Source organism: Streptomyces sp. NPDC111516, from assembly GCF_055635345.1.
The window spans coordinates 129828-149972 of the sequence record NZ_JBVKBV010000005.1; the positions used below are offsets into that span (position 1 = coordinate 129828).

Below are 20145 nucleotides of genomic sequence, written 5' to 3' on the forward strand. Positions count from 1 at the left end.
GAAGGGGAAGCCGAATGAACAACCTCGCCTCACTCCTGGCGGAATCCGCCTCGGCCGATGGCGGCCGCATCGCCATTCGTCAGGACGAGATCGTCCTGACCTATGCCCAACTGAACGATGCAAGCGCCCGGGTCGCCACCCTGTTGCAGGCCAAGGGCATCCGGCCGGGCGATCGCGTGGCGTTGGTCATGCCCAACGTCACGTACTTCCCGATCGCTTACTACGGCATCCTCCGCGCAGGTGCCGTAGTGGTACCGATGAACCCACTGTTGAAAGCCCGTGAAATAGAATTCACCCTCCGGGATTCCGGATCCCGCATCGTGGTGACGTCCCCGCTGTTCGCGGACGAGGTCAAAACCGCCGCCGCAGAGGTCGGGGCCGAATGCCTGGTCACGGACCCAGCGGCATTCGACATCCTGGTGCAGGCCACCGGACCGATGCCCGAGATCGTCGACCGGGCAGAGGACGACACCGCCGTGATCCTCTACACCTCGGGCACAACAGGGACCCCGAAGGGCGCCGAACTGACCCACCGAAACCTGATGACCAACGCGGTCACCACGGTCGAGACGCTGCTCCACGTCGGGCCGAACGACGTACTGTTCGGCGGCCTGCCACTGTTCCACGCGTTCGGGCAGACCTGCGCCCTCAACACGGCTGTCGCTGCGGGCGCCACCCTGAGTCTGCTGCCACGATTCGAGGCGACGAAGGCGCTGGAGATCATTCACCGGGATGGGGCCACCGTCTTTCTGGGCGTCCCCACGATGTACACAGCCCTGCTACAGGCCGGAATCCCCGACGGCCATGACCTCTCACGGCTGCACCTGGCCGTTTCCGGCGGCGCTTCCTTGCCGGTCGAAGTACTCCACGGCTTCGAGCGGGAATTCGGTGTCACCGTGCTGGAGGGCTACGGACTCTCGGAGACTTCCCCGGTCGCCTCATTCAACCCTCCGGACCGGCCGCGCAAGGCCGGTTCGATCGGGCTGCCCATCCGCGGGGTCGAACTCAGGCTCGTCGCGGACGATGGCACCGCGGTCGGCCCGGGCGAAGTCGGTGAGATCGCGATCCGCGGCGAGAACATCATGAAGGGCTACTGGAACCGTCCCGGTGCGACCGAGGAAGCCGTCCGGGACGGGTGGTTCCACAGCGGTGATCTCGCCCGAGTCGACGAAGACGGCTACTACTTCATCGTCGACCGGAAGAAAGACCTCATCATCCGTGGCGGATACAACGTCTACCCGCGCGAGATCGAGGAGGTGCTCTACGAACACCCTGCCGTCGCCGAGGCGGCAGTGGTCGGCGTGCCACACCAGGTACACGGGGAGGAGGTAGCCGCCGTAGTAACACTCCGGGATGGTGCACGGACCACTGCCGATCAGCTACGCGACTACGTCAAACAACGGGTGGCTGCCTATAAATACCCACGGATCGTCACGTTCACCGACGGGCTCCCCAAGGGAGCCACGGGCAAGATCCTCAAGCGTGAAATCGTCCTCCAGCACCAGGCGTTCGAGGGCTGAACCGATCTGGTTCCGCGTCGGCCCCGAAGCCGGGCCGACGTGGGCAGGCACGGGTCGATGCCTGGGCTGCAGAACGGCCGCCACATCGTCGTCCTCGAGGACAAGGTCCGTGGAGATGAACAACCAGGGCACCTACGGAATCGTCACGGCGCTGGCGGTGGCGCTGGTCACCGTTCCGGCTCGGGCGGTGGACGACCCGCAGCCGACATTGCCCAGGGGCAGTGAACCGCCCGACTTTACGTTCGGCTCATCCGCACCTCAGAGCAGCACTCTATCCGGTGCGGCGCAAGCGGCAGGCAGGGGCGGTGACCGCACACCGGCCGTCTCACCCGTCCCGCACCAAATTTCGTACGGGAAGGAGTTCCCGGTGCCGCGGCGCGCCGTGGTGGTGTGCGACGGGGAGAGCGATCCGCAGGCCGTGGCGACCGTGGCCGGGGCGCTGCGGGCGGCCGGAGTGCGCGAGGTCACCCAGGCATCGGCGGCCCGCCCGGGTGCGTACCCGGTCTACGTCGGCACGCATCCTGCGTCGCCCGGCGCCGAGGGCCTGAAGCCGGGCGGAGAACTCGCGGAGCGGGCCGCTGACGTCGACGGCAGACGCGGGGCGCCTGAAGGCTCTGGTGGCGGCTGTGTGGGAGAAGCCCGGAAACGTGGACGCGCTGGCCGAACTGGACGAGTATTTCGGCGAGTTGGTGGAAGCTCCCGGCCGGATCGAGCGCGACATGGGCGACCCGGCGTTCGAAGCGCAGACCGGACCGTGGCTGGAGAAGCTCGGCGCGTACGGGGAGGCCGGCCGGACCGCGGTGGAGCTGCTGCGGGCGGACGCGGCGGGCGACACGGCGGAGGTCGCGCGTCTCACGGACGTGCTGCGCGAGCAGCGGGCCGCGTTGGCGGCGATCCCGCAGCAGCTCACCGGCGGTACGGCGGACAGCTTCCTGTCCCGGGTGCTGAACATCGGGCTGGCCGACCTGGCGCTGAACCGCCCGGTGGCCGCCTCCGGGCGGGTCTCGGCCGACCGGGCGGCCGCGTTCGTGGTGGACGGTGACGCGTTCACGCGCTGGGAGAGCCGGGCGTCCAACCCCCAGTAGCTGCACATCGATCCGGGCGAACGCCGAGATGCGGACCGGGCCGTCGACGTACGGGGGCGAGGGTCGGCAGGTGGTCGGAGATGTCGCGCATATCGACGGTGAGGTCGCGCAGGGTACCGGTGCCGCGGACGGTCGTCGCGTCCTGCGTGGTTTCGTCGTCCGCGCCCATGTCGCGGAGGACGTCGACGAAGCGCAGGTCGCCCTGGAGTGTGCCGGCGCCGAGGACGGCCGCCGGCACCATGAGCGGTTCAGCGGTGGATCTTCGCGCAAGTCGGGCCACTGACGTTGTCGAACTGCGGGGACGGCCACGTGCCGGCACGCAGTGGCCTGGGCCCAGCGGGCCCAGGCCACTCGCCCGTCACGACGAGGCCGTCGAGGACGGCTTTCGAAGCCGGCCCCTGCGACAGGCCCCTGCGTTGCCGCTCAACACCCGTTCGGTCCGGGGGATCCGGTAGCCGCATCCTTCTTCGACGCACTCAACCCGCGAACCGGGCCATCCACGCCTCGACGTCGTCCGCCGAACGCGGCAGGCCAGCCGACAGGTTCTCGTGCCCGGCGTCGGTGACGACCAGGTCGTCCTCGATCCGGACGCCGATGCCGCGCCACTCCTCCGGCACGGTGAGATCGTCCGGCTGGAAGTACAGGCCGGGCTCGACGGTGAGCACCATGCCCGGCTCCAGCACGCCGTCGACGTACTCCTCGTGCCGGGCCTGCGCGCAGTCATGGACGTCAAGACCGAGCATGTGACCGGTGCCCGCCATGGTGAAGCGGCGCTGGAGGCCGAGTTCGTACGCGCGGTCGGCCGGACCTTCGACGAAGCCCCACTCGACCAGCCGGGCCGCCAGGTGGCGCTGGGACGCCTCGTGGAAGTCGCGGTACGCGGCGCCCGGCTTGACGGCGGCCATGCCGGCCTCCTGGGCCTCGTACACCGCGTCGTAGACCTTGCGCTGCAGGGGCGTAAAGGTCCCGCTGATCGGAAGCGTGCGCGTGACGTCGGCGGTGTAGAGGGTGTGCGTTTCCACGCCGGCGTCGAGCAGGAGCAGGTCCCCGGGGCGCACCGGACCGTCGTTGTCCGTCCAGTGCATGATCGTGGCGTGCTCGCCCGCGGCGCAGATCGAGCCGTAGCCCACGGAGTTGCCCTCCAGGCGTGCACGGCGGAAGAACGTGCCCTCGATCCACCGCTCGGACGACGCGATCGCCCGGGAGAGCTCACCGATCACGTCGGTGAATCCGCGCACGGTGGAGTCCACGGCCTTGCGGAGTTCGGCGATCTCCCAGTCGTCCTTGACGAGGCGGAGATCACTGAGCGCCTCTTCCAGTTCGGCGTCGCGCTCCTCGTCGGTGGTGACGGCGGCCTCGAGGGACGGGGCGAGACCGCGGACGATCCGGGTCGGCGCATCGGAGGAGGCGGCCAGGTCGCGGGCCGCCGTGCGGACGTCGCGGCAGGGCAGGCCGAGCACGAGCTCCGACTCGGCGAGGGAGCGGCGCCGGCCCATCCACAGCTCCGCCGTGGCGCCGGTCCAGAACTCGTCGTTGTCCCTGCCGTCCCGCGGCAGCTGGTAGCAGTAGGCGTCATGGCCGCCGTCCGCACGGGGTTCGAGGACGAGCGCGCCGTCCCGGACCTGGTCCCCGGTCATGTGCACGTAGCCCGAGTACGGGCGGAACGGGTAGGTGTCATCGTTCGAACGGACCTTGAGACTCCCCGAGGGGATCACAAGTCGTTCGCCGGGGAAGCGCGCGGACAGCGCGGCGCGGCGGAGAGCCGCATGCGGAGCCTGCTCGCCGAGCCGCAGGTCGTGCCGCTCGGTGTCCGCCCATCCCGTCCGCATCAGAGAGGACAGTTCCTCGGAGATCCCTGAGTAGAGACCGTTCTTTCGGCCTTCCGCCACGTCATACACCTTCTTCTGGGTGGGTTCCTCGACGGCGAGGGGCAGAGGGAGCCCAACGAACAGGCCGAGCTTCCTCCCGGCGCGGCCCTGGCGCCCTCGCTGCCGCCGCTCGCCGGCAACTCCGGGACGTTATCCCGCGCCGCGCGCGTTCGGTGCCGAAGACTGCCACTGGCACAGATCCGCCAAAGTTCCGACGGGAGCCGTCGATAATGCGGCATATGACGAACGCGAAACTCGGCGAGGCCCTTCGGCTTCTGGGAATCGATCAGGCGGCGAGCCGGGTCTATCTGGCGCTGCTGGAGCTGGCCCCCGCTCCGCTGAGTGCGATCGGAACCGCGGCCGGTCTGGGCGGGGCGGAACTCTCCACGGCGTACGGCGCACTGGTCGACGCCGGTCTGGCCAGTGCCGCCGAGGAGGGCGGGGACGTGGTGGCCCCGGTTCCGCCCACCGCGGGCCTGGAGATCCTCACCCGGCACCGGGTGGCCGAGGTCGAGGAGTCGCGCATCACCGTCGGGGGCGCGTTCGAGTCGTTCCGGCGACAGCGGCTCGCCGCGTACAACGACAATCTCGTCGAGGTCGTCACCGGCGACGCCATCGGCACCAGGATTCGTCACGCCTGGGCGAGCGCCCGCGATCAGATTCGGCAGTTCGAGTCACCGCCGTACTTCCCCTTGTCCGGGGCCACGGACGACGCGCTGGCCACGCTCGCCCGCGGTGTGACGCAGCGTGTCGTGTACTCGCGGGAGTCGCTGGAGCATCCGGGCCACCTGAAGGAGGTCATCGAACCGTGCATCAGGGCCGGCGAACAGGCCCGGGTACTGCCGTCGGTGCCGGTCAAACTCGTGATCATCGACGAGGCGTACGCGCTCGTGTCGCTCTCGATCAAAGAGGCCGACGTGCACAACACCATGCTGGTCGTCCAGCCATGCGGCCTGCTCTCCGCGCTCGTGGCACTGTTCGAGCAGTCCTGGCAGAACGCCCTGCCGTTCCACGGCCGCACCACACGCCCAGGCGGTCTGCCACCCGACGACCGCCGCCTGCTGTGGCTCCTCGCGGGCGGCGCGAGCGACGATGTCATCGCCCGCGAAATGGGAATCAGTCGCCGCACGCTGTTCCGCCGGCTGCAGATCCTGATGGCCCAGCTGGGCGCCGCGAACCGCTTCCAGATGGCCTTGCAGGCACAGCGCTGCGGGTGGTTGTGACCGGCACACTCCCGGGTGTGGGCTTTGCCTCGACGTGGACACCCCGGACACTTGGATCCTGTTGGTCCAGAAGAGGAAGTCCAGGTGGGACGCCCGTCGAAGTACTCGGACGAGTTCCGCCGAGATGCTGCCGCGTTGTACCGGGCCGCGGGTGGCCGGCATTCGACCGGTGGCCTCGGCTCATCCGCGAGAGCCAAAAAAAACGGACGGCGATGTCGAGAACGCGTGACTGGCTCCGTCCTCGCAAGGAACGCGGCCAGGATGGGTCGCATCAGCACCGAGGAGAAACACGATGGCCAAGTACTTGCTGCTCAAGCACTACCGCGGCGCCCCGGCTTCGGTCAACGACGTGCCCATGGACCAGTGGACGCCGGAGGAGATCTCGGCCCACGTGCAGTACATGCAAGACTTCGCGGCCCGGCTCGAGGGGACCGGCGAGTTCGTCGACGGTCAGGCGCTCGCCCCCGAGGGGACGTTCGTCCGGTACGACGGCGAGGGCCGCCCGCCGGTCACCGACGGCCCCTTCGCCGAAACCAAGGACCTCATCGCCGGCTGGATGGTGATCGACGTCGACAGCTACGAGCGCGCCATCGAGCTGGCCGGGGAACTGTCCGCCGCCCCTGGGGCGGGCGGGGAGCCGATCCACGAGTGGCTCGAGGTGCGGCCCTTCCTGACCGCGCCGCCCACCATCACGGAGTGACCTCATCGATGAACGAGAACCTGCTCCGGAGCCTCACGCCGAGCGTGCTCGGGATCCTCGTCCGCCGCGGCGCCGACTTCGCGGCGGCCGAGGACGCCGTGCAGGACGCGCTGGTCGAGGCGGTCCGCGTCTGGCCGGCCGCCCCCCCCCCCGCGGGACCCGAAGGGCTGGCTGGTCACCGTTGCCTGGCGCCGGCTTCTCGACGCGACCCGGGCGGACGCCGCCCGCCGCCGGCGTGAGGACCTCGTCGACGAGGAGCGCGACGGCGACCTGGCGACGGCGGCACGGCTGTACGTCGAGGCGGCCCAAAAGGCACCCGACCTCGCCGAGCGCGACCACCTGACGCGCCAGGCCGCCCGGCTCAACGCCCGCCGGTGTCGCTGACGGGTCGCACTCGGAATTTAAAAGAGCCGAGCGTCTGCGGGTGGACGAGCGGATCACAGCGGAGTGGGACGGGGCTGAGCGCCGTCGGTATCAGCGGTTACGAGGGGTGACCAGGCCGGATTCGTAGGCGAGGACCACGAGTTGAGCTCGGTCACGGGCGTGGAGCTTGGCCATGGCCCGGTTGATGTGGGTCTTTGCGGTCAGTGGGCTGATCACCATGCGGTCGGCGATCTGCTCGTTGGACAGTCCCTGCGCGACCAGGGCGACGGCCTCGCGTTCGCGGCTGGTCAGCCCTTCCAGCTCCATGGCGGCGCCGGTGTGGAGCGGCTGGGTGACATACCGATTGATCAGCTTGCGGGTGATCGACGGTGCGAGCAGGGCGTCGCCGCGAGCGGCGACGCGTACGGAGTGGAGGAAGTCTTCCGGCACGATGTCCTTGACGAGGAATCCGGCAGCGCCGGCGCGCAGCGCGTCGAAGACGTATTCGTCCAAGCCGTAGTTGGTGAGGATGACGACGTGCACCCCGGCCAGGGTCGGGTCCGCGGCGATGAGCCGGGTCGCCTCGATGCCGTCGACGACCGGCATCTGGATGTCGATGAGCGCGATGTCGGGCAGGTGTTCTCTGGCGAGGGCCAGGCCCTCGCGCCCGTCGGCGGCTTCGGCCACCACCTCGATGTCGTCTTCGAGGTCGAGGAGCGCGCGAAATCCGCTGCGCAGGAGTGGCTGGTCGTCGACCAGCAGGACGCGGATCACGATGTTCCGTCCGCGGGGAGGTCAGCGTGGACGGTGAAGCCGCCCTCGCTACGCGGTTCTGCGTGCAGGCGACCGCCGAGGGCGGTGACTCGTTCGCGCATGCCGAGCAGTCCGATGCCGGGCGTTGGGATGGTGTCCGGCATGGCCTTGCCGTCGTCATCGACTCGTATGGTCAGGGCGTCCGGACGGTAGCCGATGTGAACCGATGCGCTGGTGGCGGCGGCGTGTCGTGCGATGTTGGTGAGCGACTCCTGCACGATCCGGTAGGCGGTCCGGCCCACCGCGGCCGACACTTCGTGTGGTTGTCCGTCGATCGTCAGCGTCGCGTCCAGGCCGGTCGTACGGGACCGTTCCACCAGTTCCGGGACCTGGTCGAGCCCCTGCGGCGGGGTCTTGTCGTCGTCGCGCAGCACCTCCAGGGTCGCTCTCAACTCCCGGGACGCCTCACGACCGGCCTCCCGAATCGCCAGCAGTGCCTCCGGTATCTCTTCGCCACGCTTGCGGGCCACGTGCACGGCCGCTTCGGACTGCACCTTGATGACCGAGATCTGGTGGGTGAGCGAATCGTGCAACTCCCGCGCGATGTGCAGCCGCTCCTCATCGGCGCGGCGCCGCGCGGTCTCCTCCCTGGTGCGCTCGGCCTCGTCCGCCCGCCGCTCGGCCTGCCGCAGCGCTTCCCCCGCGGCACCGGCCGCGATCAGCCAGGCGATCTCCAGGGCGCCCCGGGCCTGCGCGAACGCCTCGCTCGTGTCGTGCAGGGAGGCCAGGGCCGCGAGCGGGAGAACGGCCAGCAGGGTCACGGACGCGGCCACCGTGATGATGTGGTGTCCCGCCCGCATCGCGGCGTACACCGCGAACAGGTAGGCAACGGCCGGCACGTCGAAACCGGCCGCCTGGTAGCCCAGCGCGCACAGGCCGGTGAGGGCCAGAACGGAAACCGGAGCCCGGCTGCGCGCGGCCAGCGCCAGGCCGCCGACCGCCAGCAGCGCGTAGCCGAGCAGGTCGAGCGCCGCGGCGGAGGGCTGCTCGGACAGCCCGGTGGCCACCAGCGCCGCCGCCACACCAACGGCGATCGCCCAGTCTCTGACATCGGCCCGGACACCGAACCGTCCTGTGGTCATACGCGGACCCTAGCCGGATACCGCTGCGAGCGAGTCCCGCTCGCGGACGAGCGGCCACCTACCGCACCCGCAGTACCTTCCCGGCGCCTGCGTCATTCGCAGCAGCCTGATGCGCCACCTGCGGCAGCGCGAAATGCCTCCGTCTGCAAGACGACCGGTGACGGGTCCGGCGGACATGATCAGGCGGCATCCAAACCTTGGAATCGAGACGCACGAAAGAGGAGAGGGACATGAGCTCATCAGGAGCCCTGACGGCAGTCCGACTGCTGCCTACCATGGCCGGAGCCGCGCTGCTCGGGGTGTTCGTGCTGGCCGCACCAGCGGCCGCGCACGGCTCCGCCCAGCCGTCCGCCGCCAGTGTCTACACCATGAGCGCCGGGCGACTCGGAGCCACCACGGCCGCCGTGCTGGGGCTGATCGGCGTGGTCGTCGCCAGGCTGGCCCTGGCTCGCCCCACCGGGCGTTTCGGCACCGACAACGGGCGACTCGGAGCCATCGTGGCCCTGGCGGCGGGGCTGATCGCCATGGCCCTTGGCGGGCTGGTTGTAGCCACCTCCGACGGCGGTCTCGGCACCGGCAACGGGCTGGGCGGAGCCATCGTGGCCCTAGTGGTGGGGCTGATCGCCACGACCCTTGGTGGGCTGGCTCTGACTCGCTCCCGCCACGGCGTGTGAGCCACGACGATCCGCAGTAGGCCGGGTAGCCGTCCCACGTCAGTTCGGTCGCGTGCCCTGGGGCGAGCCCGGGGACCGGTGTGGGCGATCCGTTCACCTGCGCCGTGCACGACTCGATGACGATGCTGCAGCGCAACCAGCCTCTGAGCAGGCACGTCACTGAGCTGCGAGGGCGGGGATGCCGATGCCGTGTTCTGACAGCACGTTGTCCATGTATCAGCCGGGCCTCCCGTAGGCGTCCAGGTTTTCTGCCTTGGTGAGCGATCCGTCCTTTCCGCCCCTCACTCGGTGGTTCCGCTGGAGGGGAGCTGGTTCAGGAGAGCCAGTCGGTGTAGTGGGTGGGGGCAATGCGGGCATCGTTTCGGGCGGTGAGGACGTCGCCGTGGACGGCGGCGAACATTCCGGCGGTGTCATCGGTGACGACAAAGCGCCCGTCGCTGAACCGTCTGAGATCCGGGTTGGAAGTGTCCGGTCAGCGGCCAGGCGCGCATCATCGGCGGCGACAGTTCGTCACAGCAGGAACCGGAAGGGCATCTCCCGCTAGGGGTTTCGTCTGGATCACTGGCCACCGACCACAAGGGCCTTCGAGCGCTCGGCGATCGGGATCCGCAGGGTCAGGACGCCCGCGCCACCGCGAGGTGACCGGGCGACCGAACCGGGCCGAGGTATCCGTCCGTGACGTCAGCCCGCCAGCGGCAGGCCCCTGCGCGACGGCACCGTGTTGAGTTCTTCCATGGCCACCGTCTCCCCGCTGTCCGCATCGACATAGCTGACACGGACGATCGGTTCGTCACCGGTTTCGCGCCCGGCCGTGGCGTCGAGTGCGAAAACCACCGCGACCGGGCGCGCGTTCTCCCGGTCCCCGTACACACCCGAGTACTGGAGAATGCGCCAGCCGTCGTCCTCCCAGTGGTCCAGCAAGGCAGACCGAACCACTGGTGCGGCGGCCTGCCAGGCAAGGGAGTTCTCCAGGAGTTCGACGCTCGCCGCGACCGGCACCTGGTCCCTCCCGGCGGTGCCGAGGAGCGGGTGGCCGAAGACACGCAGCCTCGTCCGGCGGAGCGGCAGCAGCCACCACCGGTCGAGGTCGACCGAGAGGGCGACCAGAACCGCTGCCGCCCCAGCCAGGAAGACAAGGGCTCCGGCAGGCCGCTCGGAGATCGCCGACCACCAGGTGTCCTGTGCCACCGCAACCGTGGTCCCGCCGATGACCACGACCGCCGCCCGTGCGAACGCCCGCCAGGTGATGGGGGTGTCCTCACTGGCCGAACAGCCGCAGGAGGACTCCGGTGCCACCGTCCGGCCGTAGCCGAGGTAGGCGAGGAAGCCCACCCCGAGGACCGCGGCGGCGGCCCCCGGCACCGGGTTCGCCGGGGTCATCAGCAGACCTGCGGCGATCAGGAGTTCACCCGCGCCGGTCGCGCGCAACACCGTCGTGGCCCGCTCACTGCTGCGCAGCACGCGGGCCAGCACCGTCTTCGGCGCCTGCTGTGCGGTGCCTCGGCTGAACACCTTGACCGCTCCGGTCCACCCGAACAGGCCCGCGAGGATCAGCGGGGCGAGGCCCGTTGTCAGTGACAGCATCTCTTCCTCCCTCTGTGTCTCCGGGCCTGCATCAGTGCCCGACGGAGATGCGGACCACGTCCACGGAGTTGTCGGACGGCCGCCAGGCACCAAGCACCTGGGCGCTCTGCCCGATGCGCAGCCGGGACAGGTCCGACGTCAGTGCGCGGCCCGCATAGGAGGCGCTGGCGTCCGGGGCCACGTGACCGACCAGTTCGTGCTGCCCGTGGGCGAGGTGCAGCCGGTTCTTCGCGATGCCGCGGATCTGCGTGTCCAGATTCACGATGTTCACCCACACAGCGTCTGCGGCCACAGTGCCGTCGGGCATTTTGACGCCGCGTGCGTAGAGCCCGTCGCCGACGTCGATCACTTCGGCCGTGGTGGGGCGAACTTTCCACACGCTGGTGACGTTGGTCATCTGAACCCGGGAGTGGCCGCCGTTGGATCCGGCCACCTCCAGGATGCTGCCGGTGATGCCCGTGATCCGTCCCTCCACGAAGGTGGACTTGGCTATCGCGGGGTCGAGCGAGGGTTCCGCGGCGAAGGCGGCATCGGCGTCGAGGCCGCCGAGCGCGGTCGCGCCGATGATGGTCGCGCCACCCAGCGCGGCATTGGTGAGGAAGCGCCGACGGCGCATCCCGTCGGCCCGGTCGTGTCGTACGGTCATGTCGGTGCTCCTCACTCGTAGATGTAGACCGGCAGCTTGCCCGAGCTCAGGTTGCCGATCGCCGAGAAGGCTGCCGGGGTCAGGTCGAGGACACGGTTGGTGCGACAGGTGCCGTTGCAGCAAGTCGCCTCGCCGCACCAGTCCTTGGTGCGCGGCCCGCAGTCGGTGATCGTGATGCACACCGTCGCGCCCGAGCACTGGTGCTTGACGTTCATCACTGCACCGCAGCCGCGTCTGGGTATGTTCTCGCCACAGAGGTCGGGCCGGGTGATGTTCCAGCACGCCTGTGAGGCGTTGGGCCAAGCGCCGTGGCGTGCGCTGGACTGGCAGTTGCCACAGGCGCCGCCGCCGGCACTGGAGCATGGCCCCCAGGCATTGCCACAGCAGAACCAGCTGGTTTCACCGGCCCACAGGCTGGTAGATCCGCAAGCCATCGTGTTTCCCTTCTCAAGGATTGACGAGTGCATGACAAATTCTCAGCCGAACGTCGACCTGACACGTGAAACGGAGACGCCCGCGTTCCGGCCGAGGATGGCTGTCCGAGCGAAGCAACTCAATGATGCGCGTAGATAAGCCAGTTGTATAGACGGCCTCGTTCCGTTTGGTCGAGCGCCGCACTCCGCGTCGATCGATGCGGCAAAGCTGTCCGCGTGGCGGCCGACGCCCAACTTCCTGATCCTGCTCGACGACCCAGCTGGCCGGCGAACCACTCTCTGGCCGGATCCGTATCGAACAGCAGCGTGGCCAGGTCGCCCTTCAACTCCCTGTGGAGCGGGACCGGTCCAGCATGCACGACGGCTTCCGGATCCACGGCCGCCATCGCCGCTCCTCCCACCGGTTGCTGCGGCTACGTGCCGCTGCTCGATGCGTCGAGAGGATTTGCCCCCACTCCGCCCGACTTTCATTGAAGAGCACAGGACCTCGGTCTGTGATCACTGTTCTCGGCTTCCGACCGGACTTCTTGCCGACCCTGCACCCACGCTGCTCGCCTTCCGCCGACGCGCGAGCGGCTTCACCACCGGAGCCCCTCATGAGCGCCGCTTCGGCGCGCCGGCGACACCGGCCGCACGGACGAGGTCCTCCGGGGAAGCTGTACCGATCTCTCGCGCTTCGTACCGGCTCATCCCTTGACTACTCCCAGCGGCACCAGGCGGGCAACCAGCCGGGCGAGTCCGGCGCCCTCGGTGACGGCTGCGACCGCGTCGACGTCCTTGTATGCCTGCGGCGCTTCCTCGGCGAGACCACGCCATGAGGAGGGCCGCACGGCGATGCCCCGGGCCTCCAGCTCGCCGCGAAGCTGCTCCCCACGGACCATGCGCAGCGCCTGGTGGCGGCTCCAGACCCGGCCGGCGCCGTGGCAGGCGGAGTGGAAGGCGTCGTTGCCGGGCAGGCCGACCATCACGTACGAGGCGGTGCCCATCGTCCCGGGGACCAGTACCGGCTGGCCCGCCTGGACAAGGTCCTCGGGCAGGCTCGGGTCTCCGGGCGGCAATGCCCGCGTCGCGCCCTTGCGGTGGACGCACAGCGGACGTGCCACGCCGTCCACTTCGTGGGTCTCGAGTTTGGCGGTGTTGTGCGAGATGTCGTAGACCAGCTCCAGACCGACTCCCGCAGCGGTCGCGAAGGCGTGGCGGGCGGCTTCTGACAGCAGCTGACGGTTGGCCCGACCGTAGTTGGCGGCCGCCGCCATCGCTCCGAGGTAGGCGCGGCCCCGCGGCGAGTCGACCGGCGTACAGGCCAGCTGCCGGTCCGGGACCTGGATGCGGTGCCGGTGCAGTTCCTGGTCCATCACGCGGACGTGGTCGGTGCACACCTGGTGCCCCAGGCCGCGCGAGCCGCAGTGGATCATGACGCACACCTGGCCCACCCGCAGCCCGAAGGCCGCTGCGGTGGCCGGGTCGTAGACCTGGTCCACCGCCTGGACCTCCAGGAAATGGTTGCCCGAGCCGAGGCTCCCCACCTGGTGGAGGCCGCGCTCGACGGCGCGCGCACTCACCTGCCCCGGGGCCGCACCGTCCAGGACGCCGTAGTCCTCACAGCGCGTGAGGTCGCGCGGCACACCGTGGCCGTGCTCGACCGCGTACCGAGCGCCGCCGACCAGCAGCTCGTCCATCTCCCCGGCCCCCGACAGCTTCCACAGGCCGCCGCGCCCCATACCACGCGGGATGGTGCTGTCGAGGATGTCCATCAGCCGCCGCGTCCGGTCGTGGCCGAGCGCCTCGCGGTCGATGCCGGCGGCCAGCAACCGTACGCCGCAGGAGATGTCGAACCCGACGCCGCCGGGCGAGATGACCCCGCCGTGGGAGATGTCGGTGGCGGCCACCCCGCCGATCGGGAAGCCGTAGCCCCAGTGGACGTCGGGCATGGCGAAGGATGCGCGGACGATGCCGGGCAGCGTCGCCACGTTCGCCACCTGCTCCAGCGCCTTGTCCCCCGCCGCCTGCGGCAGCAGCGCCCGCGAGGCGAACACGACTCCGGGGACGCGCATCGGCTCGCGCTGCTCGATCCGGAAGCGGTACGGACTGCTCTCCAGCAGTGCGATCTCCACGTCTCTCATCTCCAGTCGACCGTCAGCCATTCGGTCCGATCGACGACGGCGGTGCCGAACTCGGCGCAGGCGGTGGTGAGCCGGTCGCGGATCCACTCCCGGTCCTCGCCGCATGCCAGGCGGGTGTGGCAGTAGTCCAGGGTCAGCGGTACCGCCTTCACCCGGGCCGGAACCAGGTGCGCAGCATCCGGGCCGTCCAGGGTCACCAGGAAGAGGAGCCCGAGGTCGTTGCGCAGGACCGGATCGACGGCGTAGTCGTCGACGAAGTCACCCAGGTCGTAGAGGATCCGGTCGGCGATCCCGTGGAAGACGTGGGCGGAGTGCCCGGCGACCAGCGTCGCTCCTGCCGCCAGCAGTTCCGGGGCCGCGGCCGAGATGCGGCGTGGCGGCCTGGAGGTCATGTTGGGGCCCCAGTGCGGGGTGACCAGCACGACATCCGCCACCGCGGCGGCCCGGCCCACCGACTCCGTCAGCCAGCCGGGCACCCCCTCGTGGAGATCGGCCCAGGCCACGCCGGGACTGCTCTCCCCTGCCGCGTACTCCTCCGGGTCGTCCGTGACGCCCACCACCGCCAGCCGCACTCCGCCCGCCTCCAGCACCGCGAACTCCCGGGCCGCGCGCACGTTCGCCCCGGCGCCGACCGTGTGGACGCCCGCCCCGGCCAGCAGGGTGCAGGTGTCGGCCATGGCGTCGAACCCATAGTCCAGGGCGTGGTTGTTGGCGAGCGTCACACAGTTCACACCCAGTTCGGCCAGCACCTTCGCGGCGGCGGAGGGCGCGCGGAAGAAGAAGGCCTTTCGCGGGTCGGGCCAGCGATGACCGCGGTCGGAGACACAGCACTCCAGATTGAGCACGAACAGATCCGCCTCCGCGAGCGCCTTCCTGACCCCCGTGGAGACCAGCGTCCCCGGCACCGGCGAGCGGCGCAGTTCCTCGGCGACCATGCGCCCGAGCATGGTGTCGCCTGCCAGTGCCACCGTGAGCGCCATGATCCTGTCCCTTCTCCGCCCCCTCAGACGTCGAGGGTCACCCGGCAGGTCCAGCCGCCAGGGCCGCACCGCAGCTGCAGGTCGTGCAGCGAAACGGCCTTCGGCACCGCACCGACCGCGACGGCGGTGCCGGCGTCGGCCATTCGGAAGCGGACCGACAGGCCCCGGCCGTCCCTCGCCGACCGGATCGCCCCCACCTCCACATCGATCGGGATCTCGCCGTCGGCATCCATCCGGTAGACGACCTCCTCCAGGACGGACACCAGCAGATCCTCATCGGATTCCGCCGTGATCGCGTATTCGTGGTCCCCGACAACTGCGGCCCCGGACGTGTCTGCGAAACCCTCCACCACCGCGCGCACAGCCTCGCCGATACAGCCCGCGGCCGTCGGCGACCACGCCTCAACCTGCATGTCCGCGGTATGTGGCACAGCCCAGTGGCCACTCGCGCCAGGCTGCTGCCCCGTAGGTTCCCGACCGTCCACAGTCGGCGCCTCTCCGTCCTCTCCGTATGCACGGCCTGAGGCCGAGTTCCCCGAGCCGCAGGCTCTGCCTCCTCCAGAGTCGTCCCGTACACCGCTCCAGGGCAACCTGCACAAGGCGCGGCCACCCGTCGGCGCCGTCCCGACCACTCGAGGAGCGGGCCCGCACTGCGATCGATCACCATCGTTCGCGACGGCCGTGACTGGTCAGTGCTCGACCATCACCTCCAGCGCGGTCTCCACCCATCGGCGGTCTGCCGACACCATGCTGCGCGTGCGAGTGCCCCTGCCGTCAGGCGTCGAAGCGGCGGCGGGCGGTCTCGATGTGGCCGAGGTACCGGTGGGTCCAGTCGCACATTCCGTCCACTGTCGCTCGCAGGGCTCGGCCCGGCTCCGTGAGGGTGTACTCGACTCGCGGCGGCACGGTGGGGTGCACGCACCGCTCCACCAGGCCGTTTCGCTCCAGCATGCGCAGGTTCTGGGTGAGCATCTTGTGGCTGATGCCCTCGATCCCGTCGCGCAGCTCGGTGAAGCGCAGGGTGCGTTCACCCACGGCTTCGATGATCAGGAGCGCCCACTTGTTGGCGACGTCCGAGAAGATCTCTCGCGCCAACGAGTCCGCGCGTGTCAGGTCTGCTTCGTCCTTGGGCGAGCCCTTGAACTGCTTGGTCACCATGAGGTTCCCCAGTCACCGAAAAGTGCGTTCTTCCAAGTCAGCGGTCACTCTCCTACAGTTCCTGAGTAACCACAAGAGACCAAAGGCGTCTCTCGCGACAAGGAGGCAGGCAGCATGGCCATCAACCTGATGAACCCCAGCGGGTTGCCCGAGATCGATGTCTACCGGCAGGTGTCGATCGCATCGGGATCGAAGCTCGTCTTCATCGCCGGGCAGGTCGCCTGGGATGCCGAGGGGGTCACGGTCGGCGAAGGCGACCTCGCCGCGCAGGTTGAGCAGTGCTACCTCAACGTCGGCACCGCCCTGGCCGAGGCCGGTGGCTCCTTCGGCGACGTGGCGAAACTGACCGTCTACGTCGTCGACTGGACCCCCGACAAGATGCCGCTGCTCCTGGAGGGGATCTCCCGGGCGTCCGCGAAGCTGGCGGTCGCCCCGTGCCCGCCCGCCACGCTGCTGGGCGTAGCGGCACTGGACGTCCCCGACCATCTCGTCGAGATCGAAGCCACTGCGGTCCTCGACTGAACAGATGCTCTTCGCCTACCGAGCACCGCAGTGGTCAACTACAGCGCTCACTGGACAACCAGTGTCCTGAGCCGATACGTGCTGATTCTCACCAACGAGGGCGACCGATCTGCCGTTCTGGCTTCGCCGAAGAAGCAGGGACCCCGGAGCCGGGTCGTTCCCGTCACTGCTTGCGCAACTCACCGAACCAGCGCACGATCGCCTACGTGGCCGCCACATTGGACCCCGGGTGACGGGATCCGTGGTAGTCGGCATCGCCGAGATCGACGACCGGAACGTCCACGCCGTTCCTGAGCAGAGCTGCCTGGCAGTGCCCCGTGTTGGCGGTGACGGCCTGCTCGTCCCCGGTCGCCATGTAGAGCCGGACATGGGCACGGGGAGCCCAGTCGGCGCATACGGCGTAGGTTGTGCGCAGCGCCGCCGCCAGTGGCCCCGTCGGATGTGCGAGCATCTCGCGGCCGTGCTCGGTCAGCAACTCGTCCAGAGCGTCTGCAGTGCTCCGCATCAGCTGCTCCCCCGTGTGGGTGCCGTCGAAGAGCGCCTCGAGGGGTCCGTCGGCGGGCCGGGGCTGGTCGGTGTGGGGCGCGGTCAAGGCTGTGTGTCGGCCCGGGCCATGGAACCGACCGCGTCCGCAATCGTGTTCCGGTACAGGCCGAGCTTGGGCTTGAGCACCTTCGCGCCGGAGCCGAGCGGGAAGTTGAGCGTGGCCGCGTTGGGCATGTGATCGCCGTCAGCCAGTACGTTCATCTCATCGATCTCGGCCACGGTCCCGGTGGTTGCACCACTCGGATTGAGATCGATCACCGCGTAGGCGATGTGTCCGGCCCGGACCGAGTATGCGGGTGCCCCGCCGAGCCCGCCTGGAATCAGCGGCCTGACGTCGTGGCTGTGGTCGGCGGCATGCGAGTTGCCCAGGCTGACCCGTGGGTAGTAGCTCAGGCCGCAGGCGTTCGCGCCGAGGTTGCGCACCTTGATCACCCGCTGGGTGGGCGCACTTACCCGGCGGGTCACGTCTACCGACAGCTTCTGCATGTCGCACGGGTGCGTGTAGGCGTAGCTGTCGCTGTTGGCGGCGCCGCCCGCCGCCTTCGCGGTGACGGCGTTCATGGTGACGGCGTTCGCGGTGCCGGTGTTCTGCACGGCATCGCTGGTCTTCACCGACCCACCGCAGGCGGTCAATGCCAGAGTGAGTACCGCAGTGGCGGCGGCGCCGATGACGGTGGTGTGGTGACGGTTGTGGAACGTACGCATGAGGATCCCCCAAGTGGGACAGCGCGACAACGACCTGGACCTGCGGGCGAACGGCCCTGACCTCCTGACACTCATCACTCTCCTGCCCGGAGCTCACGTCCTGTTGACGCCCCGCTGACGTCCTCGCCGGTCGTAGCCCCGCGCAGACAGGCTTGCCGCGGTTTGGGGTCAGCACTCGGGCTGGAATCCTTCGCAGGGTTCCGGCCCGAGTGTCATCTGAGACGCATCACGGCCGGGAGGGAGGGCGCCAGAGCCCTTTGTTGACGGCGACGTGACGGCGTGCATGCCTGTGGATCCGATGCCCGCTGTGTCATGCTCCGCCGTGTCCCGAGCTGCGGCAGCGAGGCAGGGCCCGCGCCGCACAGACTTCGCACCGACGGAGCAGTCACGGGCGTCGCGAGGGCGGGAGGGCTGCTGTCAGTGGAACCGGACAGGACCGGACCACCCTGGCCCGGCCCGGGAAGGAAGAGAAGGAATGACGCTCTTCCCCTAAGAAGTCATCTCACCGTGAGCCGGTCCTGCGCGCGGAGCGGGACCGGCCGGCCGAGCGGATCAGCAGGGACCAGGCACGGCTGGAGATGCTGGAGCGGCTGGCGGAGGGCGGCCTGCCCGGCTACGAGGTGACGATGCGCCAAGAGCGCGAGCCTACAGCGCGCTCTTCGCCGCCATCCACGAGCGTGGGCTGCGCCCGCAATCGCCCGTACGCGAGGCCTATCTCATCGGGCCTGCGGAGGCACCGCCAGCAGAGCTGATGAACCGGCTGATCATCCCCGTCCAGGAGGACATGACATGACATGACATGACAAAGGTGACAGACATCGAGTCCCGCGGTACGCAGCACTGCGAGACGACAGCTCTGGGGGTGCTGCTGCGGCACCAAGGACTCGATCTGTCGGAGCCCATGCTCTTCGGCCTCGGCTCCGGTCTGTCCTTCATCTACTGGGACAGCAAGAACATGGGCTTTCCCTTCCTCGGGGGGCGGGTCAAGCCTTTCGACCTCACCAGGAACCTGGCCAACAGACTCGGGCTGGAACTCCTGGTCCAGGAGACCGCCTCCCCCCGCAGGGCATGGGAGAACGTGGCAGCCCCCATCGGCGCCGGCCACCCCGTCGGACTGCAACTCGACAGCTACTATCTGGACTACTTCGGGTCGGAGGTGCACTTCGGAGGTCATGTCGTCGCCATGTACGGCTACGACGACCACGACGCATACCTGGTGGACACCGACCAGCAAGGCGGAACGGTATCCACCAGCCTGACCAGCCTCGCCCAGGCCAGGGCCGCGCGCGGCCCGATGACCGCCAAGCACCGGTCCTTCACCCTCACCGCTCCGAGGAACGTGCTCTCCTCACGGGGCCACATCATTCCCGCCATCACCGCCTGCGCCGACGCCTTCCTCGACTCGCCCATCACCAACCTCGGCCACCAAGGAATCGAGAAGGCCGGCAAGCTGGTACGCACCTGGCTCCAGCGGACCGACAACCCGCAACGGGACCTACCGCAGGCCGCCCTCCTGATGGAGAAGGCCGGCACGGGCGGCGCCCTGTTCCGTAACCTCTACCGCGACTTCCTCGCCGAATGCACCCAACAACTCGACCGCAGTCACCTGCGCACCGGACACGTGCTGTACACGGAGGCAGCCACCCTGTGGACGGAAGCCGCAGCACTGATCACAAAAGCCGGTGAGTCAGGTGATGCGCAGTACCTCATACAGGCAGGCACCGTCCTGTGCGATCTTTCACGTATAGAGCGCCAGGCCATGCAGGCGCTGAGCCGCCTGGGGAGTGGGGTACCAAGTGTGATCGAGCCCTGACATCTTCAAAACCTTCGTTCTCTGAAGATCGCCTTGCGGGGCCGCTTGAACTCCCCAGGGCCTTCAGAGACTCCTTCAATCCCGGGACTCCGGGAACTGCGCGCCGACTCCGTACCCTGCCGGCTCGAAGCCCCCCACGAAGCAGGCACACCCGACCAAAAATCGCGTTCCAGCGGCAGGCAGCCGACTTCGTCGGCCACGAGGATGTGCGGCCGCCACACGTACTCGGTGCCGACCTCGGCGACCGCCTCTTCCAGCAGCGGCCGGGCCTGGATCTGCACCACCGTCTCCGGCAGGCACGCAACC

General features: G+C 69.2%; 22 protein-coding genes and 2 pseudogenes. 9 read left to right on the forward strand and 15 right to left on the reverse strand.

Annotation, left to right across the window (positions count from 1 at the left end):
* Positions 1 to 14 precede the first annotated feature (14 nt).
* Together ACZ7L9_RS12735 and ACZ7L9_RS12740 are read left to right on the forward strand one after the other, a co-directional pair.
* Positions 15 to 1520 carry a long-chain-fatty-acid--CoA ligase gene (locus ACZ7L9_RS12735; protein ID WP_471414844.1) on the forward strand — a complete coding sequence of 502 codons (1506 nt, stop codon included), beginning with the start codon at positions 15 to 17 and terminating at the stop codon, positions 1518 to 1520.
* 617 nt (positions 1521 to 2137) lie between these two features.
* Positions 2138 to 2605, forward strand: coding sequence for a hypothetical protein (locus ACZ7L9_RS12740; RefSeq protein ID WP_471414845.1), 468 nt, complete (start codon positions 2138 to 2140; stop codon positions 2603 to 2605).
* Here the strand turns inward: ACZ7L9_RS12740 and ACZ7L9_RS12745 are convergent.
* Complete coding sequence (locus tag ACZ7L9_RS12745) at positions 2568 to 2774, reverse strand: hypothetical protein (RefSeq protein WP_471415190.1); 207 nt, start codon at positions 2772 to 2774, stop codon at positions 2568 to 2570. The two genes, ACZ7L9_RS12740 and ACZ7L9_RS12745, sit on opposite strands and share 38 nt — an antisense overlap.
* Here ACZ7L9_RS12745 and ACZ7L9_RS12750 point away from each other — a divergent pair.
* A complete protein-coding gene (locus tag ACZ7L9_RS12750) occupies positions 2676 to 2888 on the forward strand; it encodes a hypothetical protein (protein WP_471415211.1) in 213 nt (70 codons plus the stop codon). The two genes, ACZ7L9_RS12745 and ACZ7L9_RS12750, sit on opposite strands and share 99 nt — an antisense overlap.
* A gap of 193 nt (positions 2889 to 3081) precedes the next feature.
* On the opposite strand, the gene ACZ7L9_RS12755 is transcribed toward ACZ7L9_RS12750, so the two are convergent.
* Positions 3082 to 4494, reverse strand: a complete 1413-nt coding sequence (locus ACZ7L9_RS12755) for an aminopeptidase P family protein (RefSeq protein ID WP_471414846.1) — start codon at positions 4492 to 4494, stop codon at positions 3082 to 3084.
* A 218-nt stretch (positions 4495 to 4712) separates the two neighbouring features.
* Between ACZ7L9_RS12755 and ACZ7L9_RS12760 the strand changes: the two genes are divergently transcribed.
* From ACZ7L9_RS12760 to ACZ7L9_RS12770, 3 genes and pseudogenes are all read left to right on the forward strand, one after another.
* Positions 4713 to 5696 (forward strand): LuxR family transcriptional regulator, encoded by a 984-nt coding sequence (locus ACZ7L9_RS12760; protein WP_471414849.1) that lies wholly within the window; start codon positions 4713 to 4715, stop codon positions 5694 to 5696.
* Between the two features lie 292 nt (positions 5697 to 5988).
* Positions 5989 to 6396 carry a YciI family protein gene (locus tag ACZ7L9_RS12765; RefSeq protein WP_471414851.1) on the forward strand — a complete coding sequence of 136 codons (408 nt, stop codon included), beginning with the start codon at positions 5989 to 5991 and terminating at the stop codon, positions 6394 to 6396.
* Positions 6397 to 6404: 8 nt separating this feature from the next.
* Positions 6405 to 6654: pseudogene (locus ACZ7L9_RS12770) on the forward strand (sigma factor); the annotation flags it as partial.
* 216 nt (positions 6655 to 6870) lie between these two features.
* On the opposite strand, the gene ACZ7L9_RS12775 reads toward ACZ7L9_RS12770, so the two are convergent.
* Together ACZ7L9_RS12775 and ACZ7L9_RS12780 are read right to left on the reverse strand one after the other, a co-directional pair.
* On the reverse strand, positions 6871 to 7533 hold the full coding sequence (locus ACZ7L9_RS12775) for a response regulator (protein WP_471414853.1): 663 nt from the start codon (positions 7531 to 7533) through the stop codon (positions 6871 to 6873).
* Positions 7530 to 8654 (reverse strand): sensor histidine kinase, encoded by a 1125-nt coding sequence (locus tag ACZ7L9_RS12780; protein WP_471414855.1) that lies wholly within the window; start codon positions 8652 to 8654, stop codon positions 7530 to 7532. The genes ACZ7L9_RS12775 and ACZ7L9_RS12780 overlap by 4 nt, the downstream gene beginning before the upstream one ends.
* A 230-nt stretch (positions 8655 to 8884) precedes the next feature.
* Between ACZ7L9_RS12780 and ACZ7L9_RS12785 the strand changes: the two genes are divergently transcribed.
* On the forward strand, positions 8885 to 9328 hold the full coding sequence (locus ACZ7L9_RS12785) for a DUF6223 family protein (RefSeq protein ID WP_471414856.1): 444 nt from the start codon (positions 8885 to 8887) through the stop codon (positions 9326 to 9328).
* Positions 9329 to 9641: 313 nt separating this feature from the next.
* Here ACZ7L9_RS12785 and ACZ7L9_RS12790 read toward each other — a convergent pair.
* The 8 genes and pseudogenes from ACZ7L9_RS12790 to ACZ7L9_RS12825 form a co-directional block, all read right to left on the reverse strand.
* Positions 9642 to 9767: pseudogene (locus tag ACZ7L9_RS12790) on the reverse strand (LysR family transcriptional regulator); the annotation flags it as partial.
* 242 nt (positions 9768 to 10009) lie between these two features.
* Positions 10010 to 10912 carry a MauE/DoxX family redox-associated membrane protein gene (locus ACZ7L9_RS12795; RefSeq protein ID WP_471414858.1) on the reverse strand — a complete coding sequence of 301 codons (903 nt, stop codon included), beginning with the start codon at positions 10910 to 10912 and terminating at the stop codon, positions 10010 to 10012.
* Positions 10913 to 10943: 31 nt separating this feature from the next.
* Positions 10944 to 11558: a cell wall protein gene (locus tag ACZ7L9_RS12800; RefSeq protein ID WP_471414859.1), complete on the reverse strand. Its 615-nt coding sequence runs from the start codon at positions 11556 to 11558 to the stop codon at positions 10944 to 10946.
* A gap of 11 nt (positions 11559 to 11569) precedes the next feature.
* Positions 11570 to 11773 (reverse strand): RlpA-like double-psi beta-barrel domain-containing protein, encoded by a 204-nt coding sequence (locus ACZ7L9_RS12805; RefSeq protein ID WP_326603381.1) that lies wholly within the window; start codon positions 11771 to 11773, stop codon positions 11570 to 11572.
* Between the two features lie 905 nt (positions 11774 to 12678).
* The gene (locus ACZ7L9_RS12810) at positions 12679 to 14115 is read right to left on the reverse strand and encodes an RtcB family protein (RefSeq protein ID WP_471414861.1); all 1437 of its coding nucleotides are present in this window, start codon (positions 14113 to 14115) and stop codon (positions 12679 to 12681) included.
* Complete coding sequence (locus ACZ7L9_RS12815; protein ID WP_471414863.1) at positions 14112 to 15095, reverse strand: CapA family protein; 984 nt, start codon at positions 15093 to 15095, stop codon at positions 14112 to 14114. Before ACZ7L9_RS12815 ends, ACZ7L9_RS12810 begins: the two co-directional genes overlap by 4 nt.
* A 23-nt stretch (positions 15096 to 15118) precedes the next feature.
* Positions 15119 to 15580, reverse strand: a complete 462-nt coding sequence (locus tag ACZ7L9_RS12820; RefSeq protein WP_471414865.1) for an archease — start codon at positions 15578 to 15580, stop codon at positions 15119 to 15121.
* A gap of 289 nt (positions 15581 to 15869) precedes the next feature.
* On the reverse strand, positions 15870 to 16253 hold the full coding sequence (locus ACZ7L9_RS12825) for a winged helix-turn-helix transcriptional regulator (protein ID WP_471414867.1): 384 nt from the start codon (positions 16251 to 16253) through the stop codon (positions 15870 to 15872).
* 114 nt (positions 16254 to 16367) lie between these two features.
* On the opposite strand from ACZ7L9_RS12825, the gene ACZ7L9_RS12830 reads away from it, so the two are divergent.
* Positions 16368 to 16775, forward strand: a complete 408-nt coding sequence (locus ACZ7L9_RS12830) for a RidA family protein (RefSeq protein WP_471414869.1) — start codon at positions 16368 to 16370, stop codon at positions 16773 to 16775.
* Between the two features lie 202 nt (positions 16776 to 16977).
* Here the strand turns inward: ACZ7L9_RS12830 and ACZ7L9_RS12835 are convergent, their stop codons facing one another.
* Together ACZ7L9_RS12835 and ACZ7L9_RS12840 are read right to left on the reverse strand one after the other, a co-directional pair.
* The gene (locus tag ACZ7L9_RS12835; protein ID WP_471414871.1) at positions 16978 to 17280 is read right to left on the reverse strand and encodes a hypothetical protein; all 303 of its coding nucleotides are present in this window, start codon (positions 17278 to 17280) and stop codon (positions 16978 to 16980) included.
* A gap of 83 nt (positions 17281 to 17363) precedes the next feature.
* Complete coding sequence (locus ACZ7L9_RS12840; protein WP_471414873.1) at positions 17364 to 18026, reverse strand: DUF4232 domain-containing protein; 663 nt, start codon at positions 18024 to 18026, stop codon at positions 17364 to 17366.
* Between the two features lie 799 nt (positions 18027 to 18825).
* Between ACZ7L9_RS12840 and ACZ7L9_RS12845 the strand changes: the two genes are divergently transcribed.
* Positions 18826 to 19839 carry a BtrH N-terminal domain-containing protein gene (locus ACZ7L9_RS12845; protein ID WP_471414875.1) on the forward strand — a complete coding sequence of 338 codons (1014 nt, stop codon included), beginning with the start codon at positions 18826 to 18828 and terminating at the stop codon, positions 19837 to 19839.
* A 5-nt stretch (positions 19840 to 19844) separates the two neighbouring features.
* Here the strand turns inward: ACZ7L9_RS12845 and ACZ7L9_RS12850 are convergent, their stop codons facing one another.
* On the reverse strand, positions 19845 to 20123 hold the full coding sequence (locus ACZ7L9_RS12850) for a hypothetical protein (RefSeq protein WP_471414877.1): 279 nt from the start codon (positions 20121 to 20123) through the stop codon (positions 19845 to 19847).
* Positions 20124 to 20145: the final 22 nt, after the last annotated feature.

What these genes read in the sequence shown, in the direction of transcription:
- ACZ7L9_RS12805 (WP_326603381.1), bottom strand. Translation starts at nt 11,773, where the DNA reads ATGAACGTCAAGCACCAGTGCTCGGGCGCGACGGTGTGCATCACGATC.
- ACZ7L9_RS12765 (WP_471414851.1), top strand. Translation starts at nt 5,989, where the DNA reads ATGGCCAAGTACTTGCTGCTCAAGCACTACCGCGGCGCCCCGGCTTCG.
- ACZ7L9_RS12745 (WP_471415190.1), bottom strand. Translation starts at nt 2,774, where the DNA reads ATGGGCGCGGACGACGAAACCACGCAGGACGCGACGACCGTCCGCGGC.
- ACZ7L9_RS12835 (WP_471414871.1), bottom strand. Translation starts at nt 17,280, where the DNA reads ATGCGGAGCACTGCAGACGCTCTGGACGAGTTGCTGACCGAGCACGGC.
- ACZ7L9_RS12800 (WP_471414859.1), bottom strand. Translation starts at nt 11,558, where the DNA reads ATGACCGTACGACACGACCGGGCCGACGGGATGCGCCGTCGGCGCTTC.
- ACZ7L9_RS12845 (WP_471414875.1), top strand. Translation starts at nt 18,826, where the DNA reads ATGACAAAGGTGACAGACATCGAGTCCCGCGGTACGCAGCACTGCGAG.
- ACZ7L9_RS12760 (WP_471414849.1), top strand. Translation starts at nt 4,713, where the DNA reads ATGACGAACGCGAAACTCGGCGAGGCCCTTCGGCTTCTGGGAATCGAT.
- ACZ7L9_RS12785 (WP_471414856.1), top strand. Translation starts at nt 8,885, where the DNA reads ATGAGCTCATCAGGAGCCCTGACGGCAGTCCGACTGCTGCCTACCATG.
- ACZ7L9_RS12840 (WP_471414873.1), bottom strand. Translation starts at nt 18,026, where the DNA reads ATGCGTACGTTCCACAACCGTCACCACACCACCGTCATCGGCGCCGCC.
- ACZ7L9_RS12810 (WP_471414861.1), bottom strand. Translation starts at nt 14,115, where the DNA reads ATGAGAGACGTGGAGATCGCACTGCTGGAGAGCAGTCCGTACCGCTTC.
- ACZ7L9_RS12825 (WP_471414867.1), bottom strand. Translation starts at nt 16,253, where the DNA reads ATGGTGACCAAGCAGTTCAAGGGCTCGCCCAAGGACGAAGCAGACCTG.
- ACZ7L9_RS12815 (WP_471414863.1), bottom strand. Translation starts at nt 15,095, where the DNA reads ATGGCGCTCACGGTGGCACTGGCAGGCGACACCATGCTCGGGCGCATG.
- ACZ7L9_RS12830 (WP_471414869.1), top strand. Translation starts at nt 16,368, where the DNA reads ATGGCCATCAACCTGATGAACCCCAGCGGGTTGCCCGAGATCGATGTC.
- ACZ7L9_RS12780 (WP_471414855.1), bottom strand. Translation starts at nt 8,654, where the DNA reads ATGACCACAGGACGGTTCGGTGTCCGGGCCGATGTCAGAGACTGGGCG.
- ACZ7L9_RS12795 (WP_471414858.1), bottom strand. Translation starts at nt 10,912, where the DNA reads ATGCTGTCACTGACAACGGGCCTCGCCCCGCTGATCCTCGCGGGCCTG.
- ACZ7L9_RS12735 (WP_471414844.1), top strand. Translation starts at nt 15, where the DNA reads ATGAACAACCTCGCCTCACTCCTGGCGGAATCCGCCTCGGCCGATGGC.